The following is a 19,627-nucleotide window of genomic DNA, read 5'->3' on the forward strand; positions in this document are numbered from 1 at the left end:
AAAAGGCGGGTTAAATCTTTGTTTTGTTTATTATGTTAAACGGCTAACTGTAATACTATTACTCTTATAAAAAAGTCGCGTGTCTATATAGCGACAAGAAATTTTAAGCTGTTGTGGCCTTATCCTTCTGAGGAGGTGTAATGAAAATCGCGCACAAGTTGTTGCTGTTGATCGTACTGGGGCTAGCCGGTTGTATTGTCATGGGGGGCGTTTCCTTGTGGCAGCTGTCCCGGATGAATACCGAGGTGGATGGTGCATACGACAGCACGGTACCCAGCATCATGGTGCTGGGAGATATTCGGTCCGGTTATCTGGCGCTGAATGGTCAGGTCAAGCTGCATCTGCTGACTAGGGACGCGACACAAAAAGCGGCTGTCGAGACCGAGATTGGCGCCTTGCGGCAAAGCCTGAACAAAGGTGTCGCCGATTATGCGCCGCTGTTATGGGATGACAAGGATCGCGAACTCTACGCGGCAGTCAAGCAGCAACTTGCTTTGGCCGAGCAGACTTTTACCCGCGTTGTCGCATTGTCGCGTCAGAATCAGGATGAGGAGGCCAGCGCTGTCCTGATACAGGCGCAAGCCCAGATGCAGCAGGTGCTGAGCGCGCTGGACGCACACATGAAATACAATGTGGACTGGGTTGCGATTGGCAAGAAAAGCGCCAACGAGATTGCGGCTAATGCGCAGATGATCATGCTGGCAGTTGCTTTGGCCATGTTGCTCTTGCTGGGTGCGAGTGGTTTGCTGATCTATCGCCAGATCGCCGGCGATCTTGGCCGTGCACAGCAGACTGTGGGCACGATACGCCAGACGCTGGACTTTACTACCCGCATTCCGCTGCGTGGTAGCGATGAAATTTCGGCCATGCTGGGTGAATTCAATGCGCTGATGGCGCAGATGCAGCAGAGCCTGAAAAACCTGCAAGGTGGTGCCAGCGAGGTGGCTCAACTGGCAGGAGAATTGTCCGGCGCGGCAGGGAATGTGTCGCATGGCTCGCAGGCGCAAAGTGCATCGGCGGCCACTATGGCCGCTGCGCTGGAGCAAATGACCGTCAGCATCAACCATGTTGCCGACCGCACGCGCGAGGCCGATGGCTTGTGCCGTCAGGCTGGCAGCGAGGCACAGGGTGGCGCGTTGGCGATAGGCCATACCGTCAGCAATATCGAGGCGATTTCCACCTCGGTGAGTGATGCATCGGGCGAACTGACCAAGCTGGATACGCAAAGCCGCGAGATCGAGACCATGATCAATGTGATCCGCGAGGTGGCCGAGCAGACCAATTTGCTGGCACTTAACGCTGCGATCGAGGCGGCACGCGCCGGCGAGAGTGGTCGCGGTTTTGCCGTCGTGGCGGATGAGGTCAGAAAGCTGGCTGAACGTACGGCCGGCTCGACCCGGGATATTGCCCAGATCGTAACCGGAATACGCAGCGTCTCGGCCGGCGCTGTCGCCAGCATGCAGCAGGCGGTAGGCAAGGTGGAAGAGGGACAAGGCGGGGTGAGCCAGGCGCAGCACCGCGTTGCCGGCATTGTGAGTGCCTCGGCCAATAGCAGCGAACTGGTTGGCGAGATTGCAGCGGCGATAGGCGAGCAAAGCATGGCCGCCAGCAGCATTGCCTTGCAGGTGGAAAGCGTGGCGCATATGGCGGAAGAAAATTCGGCCGCTGCCGCCCAAACCGCCGCCCAGGCCGAGCAACTGGGTCTGCTGGCGCAGCGTATGCGCGGTGAAGTGGCGCTGTATAGGCTCTGAGTCGCTTACCGTGCTGGATCCGTACCCGGTTTCCCCTGATGGGAGCCGGGTATTTTTTTGACTATGTTCCGTTTTGGTGTGGTGTGTGTTGTTTGCCTTGCAAGCCGTTCAGGTGTCTGCCACCCATCTTCGTTAGGCTCGCGCCGGGGATGCAAGGGGCCGGGCGCATCCGGTCCCTGCCCGTATGCTGCGCAGCGGACAAAATCCTAAACGCTCCTTTCCCGTGCTCTTCGGGATATGGCGTTTTTACCGGCGCATCGTTATGTGTTTTTAGGTAGTGACATCTTCTTGTTTTGCGGCGGCAGCTACGCTTGTGCGCTATCATGCGCGCGTAGCGCGTGTCCGGGGTCCTGCTCTGAAGTCTGGCGGATCTCGCGCACGCCTTTTCCCTACTAAGGAGCAAGCATGCGTCTGTTACTGTTGTCCAATGCCAAGACCGAGGGAATGGCTTACCTCGAATACGCTATTCCGCACTTTCAGTCTTTTTTCGCCGGCAAAATCGAGCGTGCACTGTTTATCCCGTTTGCCAACGCTGCCGGTGATTACCTCGGTTTTGAGGCCAAGGCGGCGGTGGCTCTGGCTCAGGCCGGCATCAAACTGGAGTCGATCACACGCTTTGCCGATCCGGTACAAGCGGTACGCGAGGCGCAGGCGGTGATTGTTGGTGGCGGCAGCACCTGGAAACTGTTGCGCGATGTGCGCGCTTTGGGCCTGCTGGATGCGATACGCGAACGCGTTGCCGACGGCATGCCTTATGCCGGCTGGAGCGCTGGCGCCAATCTGGCCTGCCCGACCATTATGACCACCAACGATATGCCGATCTGCGATCCCAAGGGTTTTGATGCGCTGGATTTCATTCCCTTCCAGATCAATCCGCACTATCTGCATGGCAATCCGCCAGGCTTCAAGGGCGAGACGCGTGAAGAGCGTATCGGCGAATTCGGCAAGCTTAACCCTGACACCTGGGTGGCAGGCATACGCGAAGGCACCGGTTTTGTGATCGAGGATGGCGCTATCCGCATGGTGGGCGAGCTTGATTGCCGTGTATTCAAGGCCGGTACCGAGCCGTGCGAAGTGCCGGCTCGCGGCGACTTCTCCTTCCTGATGAGCAGCCAGCGCCCTTGCGCCTGAGTTTCGCTTGACGCATGCGCCACGATGCCGGGCATGGTGGCGCATGCCATGTCCTGTCGCAGCAAGTACACTGGATGCTGATCTATACAGGGCTGGTGCTTTATGGTTAAACAGTGTGCTTCCCGCGGCGGCAGCTTGATACGCCAGTTTTTGCAGACCCGCCCGCGTTTGACGCTGGCTTTGCTGGTCGGGGTGTTGTCTTACTGGTTTTTGCCGGACAGCATGAGGGTGCTGACGCGTGTGCTGTTGGGCTGGAACGTGACGGCATGGGCCTATCTGCTGGCTCTGTGGAGCATGATGTTGCGTGCCCGGGTGCAGCATATCCGGCAGGAGGCGCAGCTTCAGGACGAGAGCGCTGCCAAGGTGCTGGCGCTGGTGTGCGTGGCGACGCTGATGAGTCTGGCTGCCATTGTGGTGGAAATGGTGCTGGTGCATGCCCATGCGGGCGTCTGGCATCTGGCGCTGACCGGCGTGACGCTTCTGGGCGCCTGGCTATTGCTGCCGACCTGTTTTGCCGTGCATTACGCCCATCTGTTTTACCTGTCCGGCGCACAGCTGCCTTTGCTTGGTTTTCCCGATGCTCCCCCCGAGCCCGATTACTGGGACTTCCTTTATTTTTCCTTCACGATTGCCGCGACCAACCAGACCGCCGATGTGGCGGTTGCCAGTTCGCGCGTGCGCCGCCTGGTGCTGCTGCAAAGCATGCTGTCTTTCGTGTTCAACCTGTTTATTCTGGGTTTGTCCATCAATCTTGGTGCCGGCTTAATCGGCGGCTAAGCGTCAGCAGCGGGGTCTGCCAGCTGCTAGTCTGCAGCGAGGCAGCACGGTGCTGCCCTTGGTCTGGAGATTAAAGATGGCACGTCTTCCTCCGCTGGAGTTTGTCGTGTTGGGCGGTGGTCTGGCCGGCCGGCGGCTGGCGCGGGATCTGGCGCGGCACGGCCATCGGGGCGCCCTGGTCGAATACCATGCGTTTGGCGGCGCATCGCTTAATGTGGCTTGTCTGCCCGACGCGGTCATGGTGCGCGCGGCGCGCATCGCCCACCAGATGCGTCAGGGAGCTGCTTGCGGGGTGGGGCGCGGCGCATGTGAGGTGGATCTGGCACGCCTGTTTGCCTGTATTGGGGAGACGGTGGCTGCCGCCCGCGCCCATGATCTGGCCTTGTGGCCGGCAGAAAAGGTAGAACTGGTGCTGGGCCACGGTCATCTGATTGCAGCGGATACGGTAGAAGTCGCCCTGCAGGACGGTACTTTGCGCCGTTTGCGCGCAGAGCGCATTTTCGTGTCCACCGGCTCGACCGTCAAAGTGCCGCCGGTGGCTGGTTTGGCTGATGCCTGTGCCATGACACAGCGCGAGCTGATGTGCATGACGCGCCTGCCGGCGCATTTGCTGATTCTGGGCTCCAGTTTTGGCGCGCTGGCCTATGCGCAGATTTTTGCCCGTCTGGGCTGCGATGTCACCCTGATAGATGAAGCGCCACGGCTCGCCCGCTTTGAAGATGCGGTGTTTTCCGATGCCATCGGCCAGCTATTACGCCGTGATGGTGTGCGCCTGTTGACCTCGACCATTATCGAGCGGGTACGCGGCATCAGTGGTGCCGGCGTCTCTGTGGAAGCAAGGCAGGGCCGGCAGTTGCTGGAGCTGGACGGCAGCGATATTTTGCTGGCCGGTGCGCGCCTGCCGCTGACGGCCAACCTGGGGCTGGAAGCGCTGGGCGTTGTGCTCGCTGCCGATGGCCGCATTGTGGTGGATCAGAGCCTGCAAAGTACGGTGCCCGGCATCTATGCGCTGGGAGAAGTGGCGGCGCATCCTGTACCCGGCCATGCGGTGAGTGATGATGCCCGTGTTGCCTTGTCGCTGTTTCATCCCCCTTTGCAGGGGATGCAGGGACGGGTGTTGCCACGACTGGCCTTTATCGATCCGGAGTATGCGCGTATCGGCCTGAGTGTGGCCGAGGCAGAGCAGGCCGGGCTGGAAGTGCGCGTGCTGAGTCTGGCCATGGATGCGGTGACGCGGGCCTGGGCCGAAGGCGAAACCAGTGGCCTGATGCAGGCGGTGATTGCTGCGGATAGCGATACGCTGCTGGGCTTTGCCATGCTGGGTGTTGGTGCGGGCGAGGTGGTGTCGGTGGTGCAAATGGCGATGCAGGCCGGTTTGCCTTATAGCGCGCTGGCCAATACGCCGCTGGCGCACCCAAGCGCATCCGAGGCGCTTAACATCCTGTTTGCCCAGGCAGGCTAAGAGCCTGTTTGCGATCTGCTGCGCGCAGGCGTACGGCGTTAAAAACGGCTTCGAAATGCTCATGTACCGTATGTACATTCTGCTTTCTGAGCCGTTTTCGCCTTGTCTCGCGCTGGCTCGCGAGATCGTGAATACGCTAGCCTGCTTATACCCGAAGTGCCGCCATCAGACCCATGACCAGTACAAAACAGGTCACGCCCACCAGAATCAGATTGAGCATGCGCTCGCGCTCCAGTTTGACGGTGGCGTGCTCTTTTTTAGAGTTGGCGCGGGACAGATGCTGTTCCAGTTCGCTGCAGTGTCTGGCCTGGCTGGCCAATGTATCCAGCAGGCGCTCGCAGTCCAGACGGCGAACAGTCTCGCTATCCCATACGCCCAATAATTGGCTGGCTTTGGCCTTGAAATAGCGGCCGCTGCGCTGCTCCACATCAAACCATTCAAAGTCAAAACCTTGGGTCGCGTAATAGCCGTTGCGCCGCAAACGGGCTTCTTCATTGGCGGCATCTTCTGTGCGCAGCAAACCGCCCCTGATGCTGTAGTCCGGGTAGCGGGTCTTGGCCCAGATAATGGTCTGGGCAAACAAATAGGCTGGCAGGCCTTTGCCGGCCAGGGTTTCCAGCACCTGCACGCCGTATTCCGGTCCGAAACTGATGCTGCTGCTGGCGTGATCCACCCAGACTTCGGCGCTGTGGTAGCCGTTGTGCCACTGGGCGGCTTCCCCTTCCAGCAACGTCCATTCGCTGCCGTGGGCACTGGCATGGGCGCGTATCTGCACCTTGAAATAATCGGCTTGCTCCGTGCGAGCCTGCAGCTTGCGTTCGACTGCATAAATCGGGTCGCCGCTGCCGGCCAGAATCAGGATGGATTCGGACTGGACTTCAGCCTGGCCGGCAAGCGCGCTGGCGCGCGTTGGCGCGGGGGTCGGGGTGCTGGCTGTGCTGTTCATCGCAGGGTCGGGTTTAAAAGTCGAGGTCCGTATTTTAAATTATCCCCACGGGGATAATCGATTAATTTAATGATTTATTTTGTCTAATGTAGCTAACAAGCCTAGGTGCGGACGGTGCTGTATTTATCATCTACGATGAGGGAATACTAGCAACAATAAGCATAAATATAATGGCTGAATTATCGTAAAAAACAGTCCATGTTGCACTATGGGGTGCGCTTGCGTGGCTATTGGGCGGGTGTGCCAGCCCCGTGCCGCCGGCTCCGCCTGTGCTTGAGTCTGGCACGCGGCCCGTTCGGCGGGAAGCCGGCGCGTGCAGGGGCGCCGGGTTAGTCCCTTGGCGGCCAATTAATGGGTGGTGTGATGAAAAAATCGACTGCGTTTGTTCTTGTCCTGCTGTTGCCTATGGGGGTGCAAGCCCGCACTGTAGACGCGGTGGGGTTCTCTGGCGGTGGTGGCGCTTATGGCCATAGCCGGCATACGGCTTCACTCTCTGTGCTGGCGCAAACCGCGCCATGGTGGCAGAGTCGTTTGCAAGGCGGCAGTGATTTGATGTTGCTGGGCGAGGGGCGACTTAGCTGGAATGCACGGGGGAGCGATACCTTATGGAGCTTCAGTGCCTCGCCTTTGTTGCGCTGGCAATTCCCACAAGCTATCGGGGTGCTGAGCCCTTATGTGCAAGCTGGTATCGGTGCCGCCTGGTTTAACGGCACGCACCTGCAAGACACGGACTTGGGCTCGCGCGGACAGTTTGTCGACCAGCTGGGTGTCGGGCTTGCCGGTAAGCGTTGGGATCTTGCCTTGCGCGCCCTGCATTACTCCAACGCCGATCTTAAAAAGCCGAATAATGGTCTGGACCTGCTTGAGCTGAGCGTGCTCTACCGCTATTAAGCATGGTTAGCCGTCGCCCATGCCATGTCGTTTGGGTAGGTGGCTTTGTCAGCGGCCGGCTTTACCGTTATCATGCGTGCGCTAATCACCGGGGGTGCCCAGTCGGGCTGAGAGAGTCCCCATTACCTGATCTGGGTCATGCCAGCGTAGGAAGCGTGATGCGGCACGTTCTCGCGCGCCGTTTCCCCGTCTTCGCTTTATGACCTTGTAAAGCGGAGAAACCATGAAGCCTGTTCGCATCCTGACCACTGTTTTGCTGGCCTTTGCCGCCTGTGCCGCGCACGCGGCCGAGTTGCGCGTATTGACCCATTCCTCCTTTTCCCTGCCCAAGGCGCGTCTGGCTGCATTCGAGCAGCAAAGCGGCGTCAAACTGTCGCTGATCAAGGGCGGCGACGCCGGCGAGATGCTCAATAAACTGATCCTGACCCGTGCCAACCCGATTGCCGATGTGGTCTATGGCGTAGACAACACCTTGCTAGCCAAGGCGTCCGCCGCCGGCGTGATCGCGCCGTATTCCGGTGCTGCACTCAAGCACAAGGCGCGCTATGCGCTGGGCGAGGGGGTGGTCAGTACCGATTACGGCTATGTCACGCTGAATTACGACAAGGCCTGGTTTGCCAAAAACAAGCTGGCCTTGCCGGCCTCGCTGCAGGACTTGACCAAGCCTGAGTACGCCAAGCTACTGGTGGTGCAAAATCCGTCTACTTCCAGTCCGGGTTACGCCTTTATGCTGGCAACTATCGCAGGTATGGGGGAAGCGCAGGCATTTGACTGGTGGGCGAAGTTGCGCGGCAATGGCGTAAAAGTGGCCAAGGGCTGGAGTGAAGCTTACTACACCGATTTTTCGCGCAATGGCGGCGAGCGCCCGCTGGTGGTGAGTTACGCCACCAGTCCGGCGGCCGAGGTGTTCTATAGCAAGGACAAGATCAGCACGGCACCGACCGGCAACCTGTTCCTCAAGGGCGGGGTGTTCCGTCAGGTTGAAGGCGTGGCGCTGGTCAAAGGCGGCAAGGAAGGCGAGGCCGCTGCCAAGTTTGTCGAATTCATGCGCTCGCCCGAGGTGCAGGCCGAGTTGCAGACCACGATGTGGATGTATCCGGTAGTCGAGGGGAGTACCACCGCGCCGGTGTTTGCCCATGCTGCCGAGCCTGGCTTTGCCGCCGAGATGGCACCTGCCACCATCGCAGCCAAAGGCGGGGCATGGCTTAAGCGCTGGAACAAGGTGGTGCTGCGTTAAGCATGACCATTGCCGTAGTGTCGCCCGGTGCGTATTCGCGCCGGGCTTTAGCCTTGCTGCCGCTGGGCTTTTTATTTTTGCTGGCCTTGCTTCCGCTGGGGCGACTGCTGCTTGAAGGCTGGGATGGCGTGCGCCTTGAGTTGTTTGCCGATGACTATCTGCAAGGCCGCCTGCTCTGGTCGCTGGCACAGGCGGCCATCACCTGTGTGCTGACTGCCGTGATCGGTGTGCCGCTGGCCTGGGTGCTGGCGCGGCTGGCCTTTCCCGGGCGCGCCTTGCTGTTGCGCCTGATGTTGCTGCCTTTCGTGATGCCGACCCTGGTGGCAGGGTTGGGGGTCTTGACCCTGTTCGGTCCGCGCGGCATCAGTGGCCTGAATCTGCAGGACACACCCTGGCTGTTGCTCTACGGTAATCTGTTTTACAACCTGCCGCTGGTGGTGCGCGCCTCGGTCGATGGCCTGCTGGCGCTGCCGGCCAGCCGTCTGCTGGCGGCGCGCAGCCTGGGTGCATCGCCCTGGCGTGCTTTCTGGCGCATCGAACTGCCGGCGCTGATGCCGTGGCTTTCGTCCAGCCTGTGTCTGGTATTCCTGTACTGTTTCTCCGGCTTTGGCCTGGCCCTGCTTTTGGGCGGGCAGCAATGGGCAACGATAGAAGTCGAGATTTACACCCTGGTCGCCTATGAGTTGAATCTCGCCGACGCCGGCGCCCTGGCGCTGGCTGCCATGCTGGTCAGTGCGACTGCGGCGCTGTTTTATGCCGCGCTGGAAGCGCGCATGGCGGTGCCGGCCAAAACCGAGCCGCTGGCGCTGTTGAAAGTCAATACACTGCGTCGCCGCGTCCTGCTGGCTAGTGCCTTGCTGGTGTTGCTGAGCATCACAGGCGCGCCGCTTTTGGCTTTGCTGGCACGCGCCGCAACAGTGGAAGCACAAACATGGCGCTTGCTGCTGAATGAAGACACGGCGCTGGCACTATTCAACACCCTGCGTTTTTCCCTGATGGCCTTGCTCCTGGCCAGCTTGCTCGGTGTTTTGCATGCGCTGGCGGCCAGACGCAGCACGCTGATGCGCGCGGCGGCATTTTTGCCGTTTGTCGTGTCGCCGGTATGCGTGGCTTTCGGTCTGTTGCTGTTATATCCGGGCTGGACCGCCAGCCTGTTGCTGCTGGTGTCTGCCTATGCCTTGCTGGCCTATCCCTTTATCGCCAAGAGTCTGGCTGCGGCACTGGATGCGCTGCCGCCGAATCTGCCGGCCGCCGCGCGCACCTTGGGTGCAACGCCCTGGCGCAGCTTCTGGCGCGTCAGCTGGCCATGGTTGCGACCGGCTTTTCGCCGGGGGCTTGCGTTTGCTGCCGCCACCACGGTGGGCGAGTTTGCGGTCACGCTGTTTTTGTCGCGTCCAGAATGGCTGACGCTGACCACCCTGATCTACCAGCATCTGGGGCGTCCGGGGCAGGCCAATCTTGATGCGGCGCTATTGCTGTCTGTCTTGTTGATGCTGTTTGCCCTGCTTGCGTTTGCCGCAATCGAGTGGCCGGAAAAAAACCATGCTCCAGATCGTTGACCTTGGCCTGTCTTATGCCGGCCGCCCGCTGTTTTCCCGCTTCAATCTGTGCGTAGAGGCGGGGGAGATCGTCGCCTTGCTTGGGCCTTCCGGCTGTGGCAAAAGCTCTTTGCTCAAAATTATCGCAGGCCTGGCGTCAGCTGACGCGGGCGAGGTGTTTTTTGCCGGCGAGCCGCTAACGGGGCTTGCGCCTGAGGCGCGCCGCTTCGCGCTGATGTTTCAGGATTTCGCCCTGTTTCCGCATCTGGATGTGCTGGGCAATGTGATGTTCGGCCTGATCGAACAGCGTGTGCCCAGACGCGAGGCTGCTGTGCGTGCCGAGCTTATGCTGGCCGATGTAGGCTTGGCCGGTTTCGGGCCGCGCCGGGTGTGGGACTTGTCCGGCGGCGAGCAGCAACGGGTGGCGCTGGCACGCGCGCTGATTACCGCGCCGCGTTTAATGCTGCTGGATGAGCCGTTTTCAGCGCTGGATGCGCTCTTGCGTACCGGTCTGGGCGACGAATTTCGCCGTCGTCTCAAGGTCGCCAATATTCCGGCCATTCTGGTCACGCATGATCCGGCCGAAGCGGCGCGCCTGGCCGACCGTGTTGTCAGCTTGTCTTAGAGCGTGTTCACGATCTTTCGAGCTAGCGCGAGACAAGGCAAAAACGGCTAAGAAAGCGGAGTGTACATACGGTACATGAGCATTTCGCAGCCGTTTTTAACGCCGTATTGCCGACGCGTAGCAGTTCGTGAGCAGCTTCTTAAGGGCTAAGGGTCGCTGCCGGCGCTATCTGGCCGCACACATCGACCCAGCACCCATTTACCAGTTGTGCCAGCGTCTGCGGTGATAGCCGTACAGCCGTGTGAATGCCGCCTGCTGCCGGTAGCACCTCGTCAAATGCCTGCAATGAAACATCCAGATAAACCGGCAAGGGCGTAGCCAGAGCGAATGGGCACACCCCGCCTACCGGGTGGCCGGTGATGGTCTCAACCTCGTCCGGCGGCAACATCTTACCCTTGCCGAATATCTCCTTGAATTTACGATTGTCTATGCGCGCATCGCCGCGCGTCACCAGAATCACGACTTCGTTGCTTGCTGTTCTGAACGCCAGCGTTTTGGCAATGCGGCCGGCTTCGACGCCATGCGCGGCAGCGGCCAGCGCGACCGTCGCCGTGCTGGTCGACAGCTCGATAATGGGAATGTCCAGTTGTTTGCTGGCAAAAAATGCACGCACGGAAGCGAGGCTCATGGCGGGGTGTCCTGTCTTTGAAGAGGGGGCGAATAGGCTTTTCCCTGATAGCCAAATGTGAAGTTTTGATGCATATTGTATGACAATTGGCAGTGTTTATAAATATTCCTAAAGCAGGCTTGGGGGAAGTATGTCCGTTAAAAAGCAGTTGATGACCCTGCTGGTTGCAATCGTGCTGGGGATGGTGCTGATGGCCGCCTGGGGTTTGCATAATTTGCGCAGTTCACTACAGGAGTCGTATCAGCAGGAAGTTATCCGTTTGTCCGAGTCGGCACTGACCATTATTCAGTCGTATGAAAAAGCTGCCGCTTCGGGCCAGATGCCCCTGGCCGAGGCACAAGCGCGCGCCAAGGCTGCGGTGATGAGCTCGCGTTATGGTAAAGACGGCTATTTCTTCATTCTTGATGGCAAGATGAATTTTGTTGCCCACCCGGTTAAGCCGCAGCTGGTCGGTAGCAGTATGTTTGCCCTCAAAACACCGGATGGCCGTAGCTTGGGTGATATTTTCTCGCAGGCTATGCGTGAAAATGCCGCAGTCTACTACCCATGGCCCAAACCGGGCTCGGATGAGCCGGTTGAAAAGGTGAGCGTGGTGCTGAAGTCAGCTGGCTGGGGCTGGATAGTGGGTACCGGTATTTATACCGATGAGATTAACGCCGATGTGCAGGGGCATGCGATCGAGCAGGGGATTGCCTTGCTGATCTTGATCTTGCTGTTATGCGGCTTGGTCTGGAAAATTTCGTCCAATATTATCAGCCAGCTGGGGGGCGAGCCGGCCTATGCGCGACAAGTCGTGCGGGAAATTGCGGCCGGCCGCTTGCAAACGCAGGTGAAGCTGAATGCGGGCGATCACGATAGCCTGCTGGCGGGTATTGCCAGTATGCAGAATGATCTGCGCGCGATGGTCGGGCAGGTTGTGAGTGCGAGCGAAGAGCTGACCGGGACAGTCGGCGCGCTGTCCAGTCATGTTGCACAGGTGGCCGGGCGTGCCAGCCAGCAAAGCGCGGCGGCCTCTGCCATGGCCGTTTCGGTGGAGCAGATGACCCAGAGCGTAGGCGTGCTGTCAGGCAATGCCGAGCAGGCGCGCCTGCTGGGTGCGCGTTCGGGCGAGTTTTCCCGCGAGGGGGGCGCCGTGGTGCGCGATGCGGCCGATGAAATGCGTCAAATCAACCAGAAGGTGGATGTGGCATCCGGAACCTTGTCCAGTCTGGCTGGCGATGTATCCGGCATTTCGTCCATTGTGGCGGTGATTCGCGATATTGCCGATCAGACCAATTTGTTGGCACTTAATGCGGCGATCGAGGCTGCGCGTGCGGGCGAGTCGGGGCGTGGTTTTGCCGTGGTGGCTGATGAAGTCAGGAAACTGGCAGAGCGTACCTCGACGGCGACAGGGGAGATTGTCACCAAGATCGGTCATATCCAGCAGCTATCGGAAAATACGCGTAGTGCGATGCAGGATGCAGTCGGCAAGGTGGTGCTGGGGGTCGGCTTGACCGATCAGGGGCAGGAGGCTATCAGCCGGATCGAGCAAAGCGCGGATGCCGTGCAACACGCGGTGCAGGATATTTCCAATGCTTTGCATGAACAGGTCGCTGCCAGTACTGATATTGCACAGCATGTAGAGCAGGTTGCCACCAGTGCCAGCGACAATGCGGCTATTGCCGCCGAAGCAGCGGGCAAGACAGAAGCCATGCTGGTTTTGGCGCGCCAACTGCAAGACTCGGTACAGCACTTCAAACTGCGCTAGCGTTTTTTGCCTCTTTAACAAGAAGGGGTGTGTCATTTTTTGCCAGGGTAAACCCCAGCGTATGCGGGGTTTACCCTTTTTTTATAAGGTCAATTAATACCTGCTTGTCATGTATGGTTGCTCATGGCATGATGCATCGCAATAATAGAGTAGGGACTCGGGTCGATGGCTCGGGGCATCTGCCGGTGGAAAACCCGTCGCGAGCCTGAAAAACAGGCCGCAGAACGAGGAAAGCTACCCCTAAAAGCCGGGAAACACTTATGTGTTACCTATGCTGTGTTGCAACCTCAGGAGAAAGTATGTCTAACAATATCAATGACCGTATACGGTCCAACCCCAAGTATCGCGAACTGGCAGGCAAGCGTTCGCGTACCGCATGGGGACTGACTGCATTAGTGCTGGCCGTTTACTACAGCTTTATGCTGCTGGTTGGTACAAGTCCGGAATTTTTGGCAACGCCGTTGTTTGAAGGTGGTGTGTTATCTATCGGCGTCCCTATTGGTGCTTTTATCATTTTCTTTGCCTGGGCCTGTACCGGCCTGTATGTGCGTCGTGCCAACAGCGAGTTTGACCGCCTGAATGCCGAAATCGTTGAGGAAGCGCGTAAATGAAAAAAATCCTGACTTCCTTGGCCATGATGCCGGCGCTGGCGCTGGCGGGCCCTGCTGTTGAAGCAGCAGAAAAACAGCCGTTGAACCTGACCGCGATCGCGATGTTCTTCATCTTCGTCGCCGGTACCTTGGTGATTACCTGGTGGGCGGCGCGCCGTACCAAGTCGGCATCCGATTTTTATACCGCCGGCGGTGGCATTACCGGCTTTCAGAATGGTCTGGCGATTGCCGGCGACTATATGTCGGCAGCGACCTTGCTTGGCTTGTCGTCCATGGTGTTTGCCAAGGGTTACGATGGCCTCGTCTATACCGTCGGCTTCTTTGTCGGCTGGCCGGTCGTGACCTTCCTGATCGCCGAGCGTCTGCGTAACCTGGGCAAATACACCTTTGCCGATATCGCATCCTATCGCCTGGATCAGAAAAAAATCCGTACTTTCGCCGCCTTTGGCTCGCTGACCGTGGTCTGCTTTTATCTGATCGTGCAGATGGTTGGTGCCGGTCAGCTGATCAAGTTGCTGTTCGGTCTGGACTATCCGGTTGCCGTGGTGATCGTTGGCGTGGTGATGATGCTGTACGTGACTTTCGGCGGCATGATTGCCACCACCTGGGTACAGATCATCAAGGCCGTGCTGCTGCTGGCCGGTGGTACCACCCTGGCGGTGATGGCGATGAGCCAGTTCGGTTTCAGCTACGAGACGCTGGCGCAGCGCGCAGTCGAAGTGCACAAAGGTGGCATGGGCATCATGGCGCCGGGCTCGATGCTGGCTGATCCTGTCAATGCTGCCTCCATGTCGCTGGGTCTGGTGTTCGGTATCGCTGGCCTGCCGCATATCCTGATGCGTTTCTTTACCGTGCCGAACGCCCGCGAGGCGCGCAAATCGGTATTCGTAGCTACCGGCTTTATCGGTTTCTTCTTTATCGTGGTGTGCACGCTGGGCTTTAGCGCCATGGTGATTGTCGGCACCAACCCGCAATACTTTGTCGATGGTGATCTGGCTGGCAAGATTGCCGGTGGCGGCAACATGGTCGCCATGCATCTGGCGCACGCTGTGGGCGGCAACCTGTTCCTGGGCTTCCTCTCGGCCGTTGCCTTCGCCACCATTCTGGCGGTGGTGTCGGGTCTGGCGCTGGCCGGTGCTTCGTCGATCTCGCACGATATCTACGCCAATGTGATCTGCGGCGGCAAGGCCGATGAGAAGACCGAGATCAAGGTGTCCAAGATTGCCGCGATCGTACTGGGTGTGCTGGCCATTATTCTCGGCATCATGTTCGAGAAGATGAACGTCGCCTTCCTCGTGGGTCTGACTTTCGGTATCGCCGCTTCGGCCAACTTCCCTATCCTGATCCTGTCCATGTACTGGAAGGGCCTGACCACCAGCGGCGCACTGCTGGGTGGTTTCACCGGCCTGATTTCGGCCGTGACCATGGTGGTGTTGTCGCCATCGGTGTGGGTGACGGTACTGGGTCACGAAACCGCGATCTTCCCGTATGACCATCCGGCGCTGTTCTCGATGCCGCTGGCCTTTATGGTGACGATTGTGGTGTCCATGCTGGACTCGAGCGCGCAGGCCAAGAAAGAGCGCGCCGCATTCGATGATCAGCTGGTTCGGGCGCAAACCGGTATTGGTGCTGCTGCGGCCAATAACCACTAAGCCTTTATTCTTCATCACTAAACCGCGTACCAATAGGTGCGCGGTTTTCTTTTGTCCGGCCGATTTTGGTAAACTGCATGTTTTCGCATTAGCCGGATACCGAACACCATGGCCCAATATGTAATGTCTATGCTGCGCGTGAGCAAAGTCGTACCGCCCAAGCGCAAGATCATCAAGGATATTTCGCTTTCCTTCTTCCCTGGTGCCAAGATCGGCCTGTTGGGTCTGAACGGCTCGGGTAAGTCCACCGTGCTGCGCATCATGGCCGGCGTAGACAAGGAATACGAAGGCGAAGTCCAGCATATGCCTGGCGTCAATATCGGCTACCTGCCGCAGGAACCGGAGCTGGACGCCGAAAAAACCGTGCGCGAAGAAGTCGAAAGCGGCATGGGTGAAGTGATGGGTGCACAAAAGCGTCTGGAAGAGGTGTATGCCGCTTACGCCGAAGCCGATGCCGATTTTGATGCGCTGGCCGAAGAGCAGGCCAAGCTGGAAGCCATCATCTCCGCTGGCGCTGGCGATAATATCGAACTGCAGCTGGAACTGGCCGCCGATGCGCTGCGCCTGCCGCCATGGGATGCCAAGATCGGCCCGCTGTCCGGTGGTGAAAAGCGCCGTGTGGCGCTGTGCAAGCTGTTGCTGTCCAAGCCGGACATGCTGCTGCTGGACGAACCGACCAACCACCTGGATGCCGAGTCGGTCGAGTGGCTGGAGCAGTTCCTGGTGCGCTTCCCTGGCACCGTAGTGGCCGTGACGCACGATCGTTACTTCCTCGACAATGCCGCCGAATGGATTCTGGAGCTGGATCGTGGCGAAGGCATTCCGTGGAAAGGTAACTATTCCAGCTGGCTGGAGCAGAAGGAAGAGCGTCTGGAGCAGGAATCCAAGAGCGAAGGCGCGCGCATGAAGGCGATGAAGCAGGAGCTGGAGTGGGTACGCCAGAACCCGAAAGGCCGTCAGGCCAAGAGCAAGGCGCGTATTGCCCGTTTCGAGGAAATGTCGTCGTTCGAACACCAGAAGCGCAATGAAACGCAGGAAATCTTTATTCCGGTAGCCGAGCGTCTGGGGAATGAGGTCATCGAGTTTGATGGCGTGTCCAAGGGCTTTGGCGACCGTCTGCTGATCGACAACCTGAGCTTCAAGGCACCGGCTGGCGCGATTGTCGGCATTATCGGCCCGAACGGTGCCGGTAAGTCGACACTGTTCAAGATGGTGGCCGGGCTGGAAAAGCCGGATTCGGGCGAGGTGAAAATCGGCCAGACCGTGCAGATGGCGTATGTCGAGCAGTCGCGTGAAAATCTGGATAGCGACAAGACCGTATTTCAGGATGTAGCCGACGGTAATGACCTGATTACGGTGGGCAAGTTCGAGATGTCCAGCCGTGCTTATCTGGGTCGCTTCAACTTCAAGGGCGCGGATCAGCAGAAAAAGGTCGGCATGCTCTCCGGTGGCGAGCGCGGCCGTCTGCATATGGCCAAAACCCTGCTCAAGGGCGGCAACGTGCTGCTGCTTGATGAACCGTCCAACGACCTTGATGTGGAAACCTTGCGCGCGCTGGAAGACGCGCTCTTGGAATACGCCGGCACCGTGTTCGTGATTTCGCACGACCGCTGGTTCCTTGACCGTATCGCCACCCATATTCTGGCGGCCGAAGGCGAGTCGCAGTGGACCTTCTTCGACGGCAACTATCAGGAATACGAAGCCGACAAGCGTAAGCGTCTGGGCGAAGAGGGCGCCAAGCCCAAGCGTATCCGCTACAAGCCGGTGACCCGCTAAGGCGTGTGGTGCGGGTGGCCTCCTGCTCGTACCATCCCTTGCTTCAGTCTGCCCGCCTGTGACGGCGGGCTTTTCCATTCAGAGCGGCCTGCAAGTGCCGGAGAAGAACATGAATATCCTGTCCATACAGTCGCATGTGGTATACGGCCATGCCGGCAACAGCGCTGCGGTGTTTCCCATGCAGCGCATGGGGGCCAATGTGTGGCCGCTGCATACGGTGCAGTTTTCCAACCATACCCAGTACGGGCGCTGGGCCGGCATGGTGATGCCGTCGACCGAGATCGCCTCGCTGGCAGGTGGCATTGCTGCCATCGATGCGCTGCATGAATGCAGTGCGGTGCTGTCCGGCTATATCGGCAGCGCCGAGCAGGGGGCGCAGATCCTGGACGCGGTGCGCCAGGTCAAGGCCGCCAACCCGGCTGCGCTGTATCACTGCGACCCGGTGATGGGCCATCCGGCCAAGGGCTGTATCGTCGCATCGGGTGTGGCGGAGTTCTTGGTGAACGAGGCGCTGCCGGTGGCCGACATCGTCTCGCCGAACCAGCTGGAGCTGGAAATCATCGCCGGGCGCGCGCTGCCCACGCTGGCCGACATCGTCGCGGCCGCACGAGAGGTACTGACAATGGGGCCGCGCGTGGTGCTGATCAAGCACCTGCACTACGCTGACAAACAGCCCGAACGCTTTGAGATGCTGGCAGTGTCAAACGACGAAGCCTGGCTGATCGCGCGCCCGATCTTCGATTTTGCGCGCGACCCGGTTGGCGTGGGCGATATGACTTCCGGCCTGTTCCTGGTTGGCCTATTGTCCGGCAAGTCCCTGCGTCAGGCGCTGGAACACTGCGCCTCCGCCGTATACGGCATGCTGCAGGAAACGCAGCGTCTGGGGCGCTACGAGCTGGCGGTGGTGGCCGCGCAGCGCGAGTATGAAAGCCCGACGCATATGTTTGCCGCGCAACCCATTTGAAAGAGCTATTCATGGCACAAAGTTACGAAATCAAGCCCGAACAGTCGCTTGAATTATTGAAAGAGCTGCATATCCTGACCCGCGATGGCAAGCTGAACCAGGACAGCCGCCGCAAGCTCAAGCAGGTCTACCATCTGGTGCAGTTTATCGAGCCCCTGATCCGCGAAGTGGTCGAACAGAAGGGCGACGTGACCATTGTTGACCATGGTGCCGGCAAGTCTTATCTGGGCTTTATTCTTTACGATCTGGTGCTCAAGGCCCTGAATGTGGGCGAGGTGATCGGTATCGAGACGCGCGAAGATCTGGTGAAAACCACGGCGGCACTGGCCGAGCGTCTGGGTTTTGCGCGCATGCGCTTTATCAACGAGACCGTGGCCGAATCGATTTCGGACTCGGCCATAGGCAAACAGGTCGATATCGTCACCGCCTTGCACGCCTGCAATACCGCCACCGACGACGCGATCCGCTTCGCGCTGGAAAAGGATGCCCAGTTCATCGTGCTGGTGCCGTGCTGCCAGGCCGAGGTGGCCGCCGAACTGCGCCAGGTGAAGGCCAAGCTGCTGGCTGGCACGCCATTGGCCGAGCTCGTGCGCCACGGCATCCATACCCGCGAGTTCGGCAGCCAGCTGACCAATGTGTTGCGCTGCCTGCTGCTGGAGTCGCACGGCTACCAGCTCACCGTCACCGAGCTGGTCGGCTGGGAACATTCGATGAAGAACGAACTGATCGTGGCCAGAAAAGGCCACAAGCGCGGTGGTGCGCGCGAACGTGCCGAGTCTATTGTCGACACCTTTATGCTGGGAAACCTGAAGGCGCGCTTTATTTATTGAAGCACGCTTGGAAGGGGCCGCCGGATGGCGGCCCCTTCTTGCTTTAAACCTGCCTCTCTTGACGCTTTCAGTACGTCACTACCTTGTCCATTTTCAATTGCCAACCCGCTTCGCCTGGCACCAGGCGGTACTGGATCTGGCGCATGCCGCCAGTTGGCTTGGCATTGATATCTCCGTCACGATAGACCGGGAAGCGGCGTAGCAAGCGCCCCTCGCCAACCGCAAATGCGTCATGCCCCTGATAGCCTTGTGACAGTTTCTTGTCGGCAGAGAGGTCGGGCAGGTGGATCTCGCTCAGCGATTTTTTGCGATTGGCGGCATAGCCGACCAGCGAACCGTAGCTGCCGCTGCCGGCCGAATTGACGTAAACATAAACTTCGGGCGAGCCGTCGGCATTGAGGTCGGCCACTTCGGCGCCGCTCACGCTGCCGTCTATTTCACGCTTGATGGGCGCATTGCTGCCTGAAAGTCCGGACGGGGTGATGGTGAGCTGGTTGAGCGAGCCCTCCTTGGTCGCCATCACATGAAAATTGACGCCTTGCAGGCTTAGTGTCTTGTCGAAAGTGGCCGGTGTGCTGTGCTGAGCCGATGCCGGTGTGTGTGTGCCTGGTGCGATGCCGACTTTGATGGTGTAGCGGGTGGTTTCATTGCGTCGCGCGGCATTGCGCATCAGGTAGACGCGTATCGTGTACACGCCGTCGGTGGGCAGCACGCCGCTGTAGTGGTTGCCCAGTGTCGAGCCGACAAACAGGGCTTCTTCCGTGCCGGGTGGCAGCAGGTTGAAGTAGGCTGAGCTGTTGCTCGGCGCGAAGTCGACGCGCACCTGTTGCCCGGCGTGCGCGCGCAGCTGGTAGTCGATCGTCTGGTCGCCCTTGAGCTGATCCTTGATGCTGGTGCTGGTCGCGCCCTTGTCGAACACGACGGTTTTTTGCTGGATGTCGCTGGCCGCCAGTGCCGGTAGTGGCGACAGCAGGGACAGGCCGAGCAGGCAGGCGTGCCATGTTTTCATGATGTGCGCTCCATATGACAGTAATCGCCAGTATGGGTGCGCCGATCGCACC

Annotated in this window: 17 protein-coding genes and 1 riboswitch; of the genes, 14 read left to right on the forward strand and 3 right to left on the reverse strand. The window is 59.3% G+C overall.

All coding sequences use genetic code 11. The annotated features are described in order from the left end of the window. Nucleotides 1-140: 140 nt before the first annotated feature. From GQF02_RS07165 to GQF02_RS07180, 4 genes are all read left to right on the forward strand, one after another. Nucleotides 141-1,751: a methyl-accepting chemotaxis protein gene (locus GQF02_RS07165; RefSeq protein WP_160795953.1), complete on the forward strand. Its 1,611-nt coding sequence runs from the start codon at nt 141-143 to the stop codon at nt 1,749-1,751. A 405-nt stretch (nt 1,752-2,156) separates the two neighbouring features. After that, a complete protein-coding gene (pepE, locus tag GQF02_RS07170) occupies nt 2,157-2,882 on the forward strand; it encodes a dipeptidase PepE (RefSeq protein WP_124734420.1) in 726 nt (241 codons plus the stop codon). A 102-nt stretch (nt 2,883-2,984) separates the two neighbouring features. Then, nucleotides 2,985-3,659, forward strand: a complete 675-nt coding sequence (locus GQF02_RS07175; protein WP_124734419.1) for a DUF1345 domain-containing protein — start codon at nt 2,985-2,987, stop codon at nt 3,657-3,659. A 76-nt stretch (nt 3,660-3,735) separates the two neighbouring features. Then, the gene (locus GQF02_RS07180; RefSeq protein ID WP_124734418.1) at nt 3,736-5,121 is read left to right on the forward strand and encodes an FAD-dependent oxidoreductase; all 1,386 of its coding nucleotides are present in this window, start codon (nt 3,736-3,738) and stop codon (nt 5,119-5,121) included. A 145-nt stretch (nt 5,122-5,266) separates the two neighbouring features. On the opposite strand, the gene GQF02_RS07185 is transcribed toward GQF02_RS07180, so the two are convergent. Further along, complete coding sequence (locus GQF02_RS07185) at nt 5,267-6,067, reverse strand: hypothetical protein (RefSeq protein ID WP_160795955.1); 801 nt, start codon at nt 6,065-6,067, stop codon at nt 5,267-5,269. Between the two features lie 363 nt (nt 6,068-6,430). Between GQF02_RS07185 and GQF02_RS07190 the strand changes: the two genes are divergently transcribed. The 4 genes from GQF02_RS07190 (at nt 6,431) to GQF02_RS07205 (ending at nt 10,358) form a co-directional block, all read left to right on the forward strand. Further along, a complete protein-coding gene (locus GQF02_RS07190; protein WP_160795957.1) occupies nt 6,431-6,958 on the forward strand; it encodes an acyloxyacyl hydrolase in 528 nt (175 codons plus the stop codon). Between the two features lie 80 nt (nt 6,959-7,038). After that, a riboswitch (TPP riboswitch) is annotated at nt 7,039-7,129 on the forward strand. 52 nt (nt 7,130-7,181) lie between these two features. Then, entirely contained in the window at nt 7,182-8,195 is a 1,014-nt protein-coding gene (locus GQF02_RS07195) for a thiamine ABC transporter substrate-binding protein (RefSeq protein WP_160795959.1), read from the forward strand. A gap of 2 nt (nt 8,196-8,197) precedes the next feature. After that, nucleotides 8,198-9,754: an ABC transporter permease gene (locus GQF02_RS07200; RefSeq protein ID WP_160795961.1), complete on the forward strand. Its 1,557-nt coding sequence runs from the start codon at nt 8,198-8,200 to the stop codon at nt 9,752-9,754. Then, nucleotides 9,738-10,358: an ABC transporter ATP-binding protein gene (locus tag GQF02_RS07205; RefSeq protein ID WP_160795963.1), complete on the forward strand. Its 621-nt coding sequence runs from the start codon at nt 9,738-9,740 to the stop codon at nt 10,356-10,358. Before GQF02_RS07200 ends, GQF02_RS07205 begins: the two co-directional genes overlap by 17 nt. Nucleotides 10,359-10,497: 139 nt before the next feature. Here the strand turns inward: GQF02_RS07205 and GQF02_RS07210 are convergent, their stop codons facing one another. Beyond that, nucleotides 10,498-10,986, reverse strand: a complete 489-nt coding sequence (locus tag GQF02_RS07210) for a YbaK/EbsC family protein (protein WP_160795965.1) — start codon at nt 10,984-10,986, stop codon at nt 10,498-10,500. Between the two features lie 130 nt (nt 10,987-11,116). On the opposite strand from GQF02_RS07210, the gene GQF02_RS07215 reads away from it, so the two are divergent. The 6 genes from GQF02_RS07215 (at nt 11,117) to GQF02_RS07240 (ending at nt 18,566) form a co-directional block, all read left to right on the forward strand. Continuing rightward, nucleotides 11,117-12,733, forward strand: a complete 1,617-nt coding sequence (locus GQF02_RS07215; RefSeq protein WP_160795967.1) for a methyl-accepting chemotaxis protein — start codon at nt 11,117-11,119, stop codon at nt 12,731-12,733. 299 nt (nt 12,734-13,032) lie between these two features. Continuing rightward, the gene (locus tag GQF02_RS07220) at nt 13,033-13,344 is read left to right on the forward strand and encodes a DUF485 domain-containing protein (RefSeq protein WP_124734410.1); all 312 of its coding nucleotides are present in this window, start codon (nt 13,033-13,035) and stop codon (nt 13,342-13,344) included. Further along, nucleotides 13,341-14,996, forward strand: a complete 1,656-nt coding sequence (locus GQF02_RS07225; RefSeq protein WP_160795969.1) for a cation acetate symporter — start codon at nt 13,341-13,343, stop codon at nt 14,994-14,996. Before GQF02_RS07220 ends, GQF02_RS07225 begins: the two co-directional genes overlap by 4 nt. A gap of 108 nt (nt 14,997-15,104) precedes the next feature. Then, nucleotides 15,105-16,772, forward strand: a complete 1,668-nt coding sequence (gene ettA / locus GQF02_RS07230; protein ID WP_124734408.1) for an energy-dependent translational throttle protein EttA — start codon at nt 15,105-15,107, stop codon at nt 16,770-16,772. Between the two features lie 109 nt (nt 16,773-16,881). Further along, nucleotides 16,882-17,736 carry a pyridoxal kinase PdxY gene (gene pdxY / locus GQF02_RS07235; RefSeq protein ID WP_160795971.1) on the forward strand — a complete coding sequence of 285 codons (855 nt, stop codon included), beginning with the start codon at nt 16,882-16,884 and terminating at the stop codon, nt 17,734-17,736. Between the two features lie 11 nt (nt 17,737-17,747). Then, nucleotides 17,748-18,566, forward strand: coding sequence for a class I SAM-dependent methyltransferase (locus tag GQF02_RS07240; protein WP_160795973.1), 819 nt, complete (start codon nt 17,748-17,750; stop codon nt 18,564-18,566). Between the two features lie 67 nt (nt 18,567-18,633). Here GQF02_RS07240 and GQF02_RS07245 read toward each other — a convergent pair whose 3' ends face one another. Then, nucleotides 18,634-19,575, reverse strand: coding sequence for a PliI family lysozyme inhibitor of I-type lysozyme (locus tag GQF02_RS07245; protein WP_160795975.1), 942 nt, complete (start codon nt 19,573-19,575; stop codon nt 18,634-18,636). Between the last annotated feature and the right edge of the window lie 52 nt (nt 19,576-19,627).

It is taken from the genome of Craterilacuibacter sinensis (assembly GCF_009831765.1).
Lineage (GTDB): Bacteria > Pseudomonadota > Gammaproteobacteria > Burkholderiales > Chromobacteriaceae > Craterilacuibacter > Craterilacuibacter sinensis.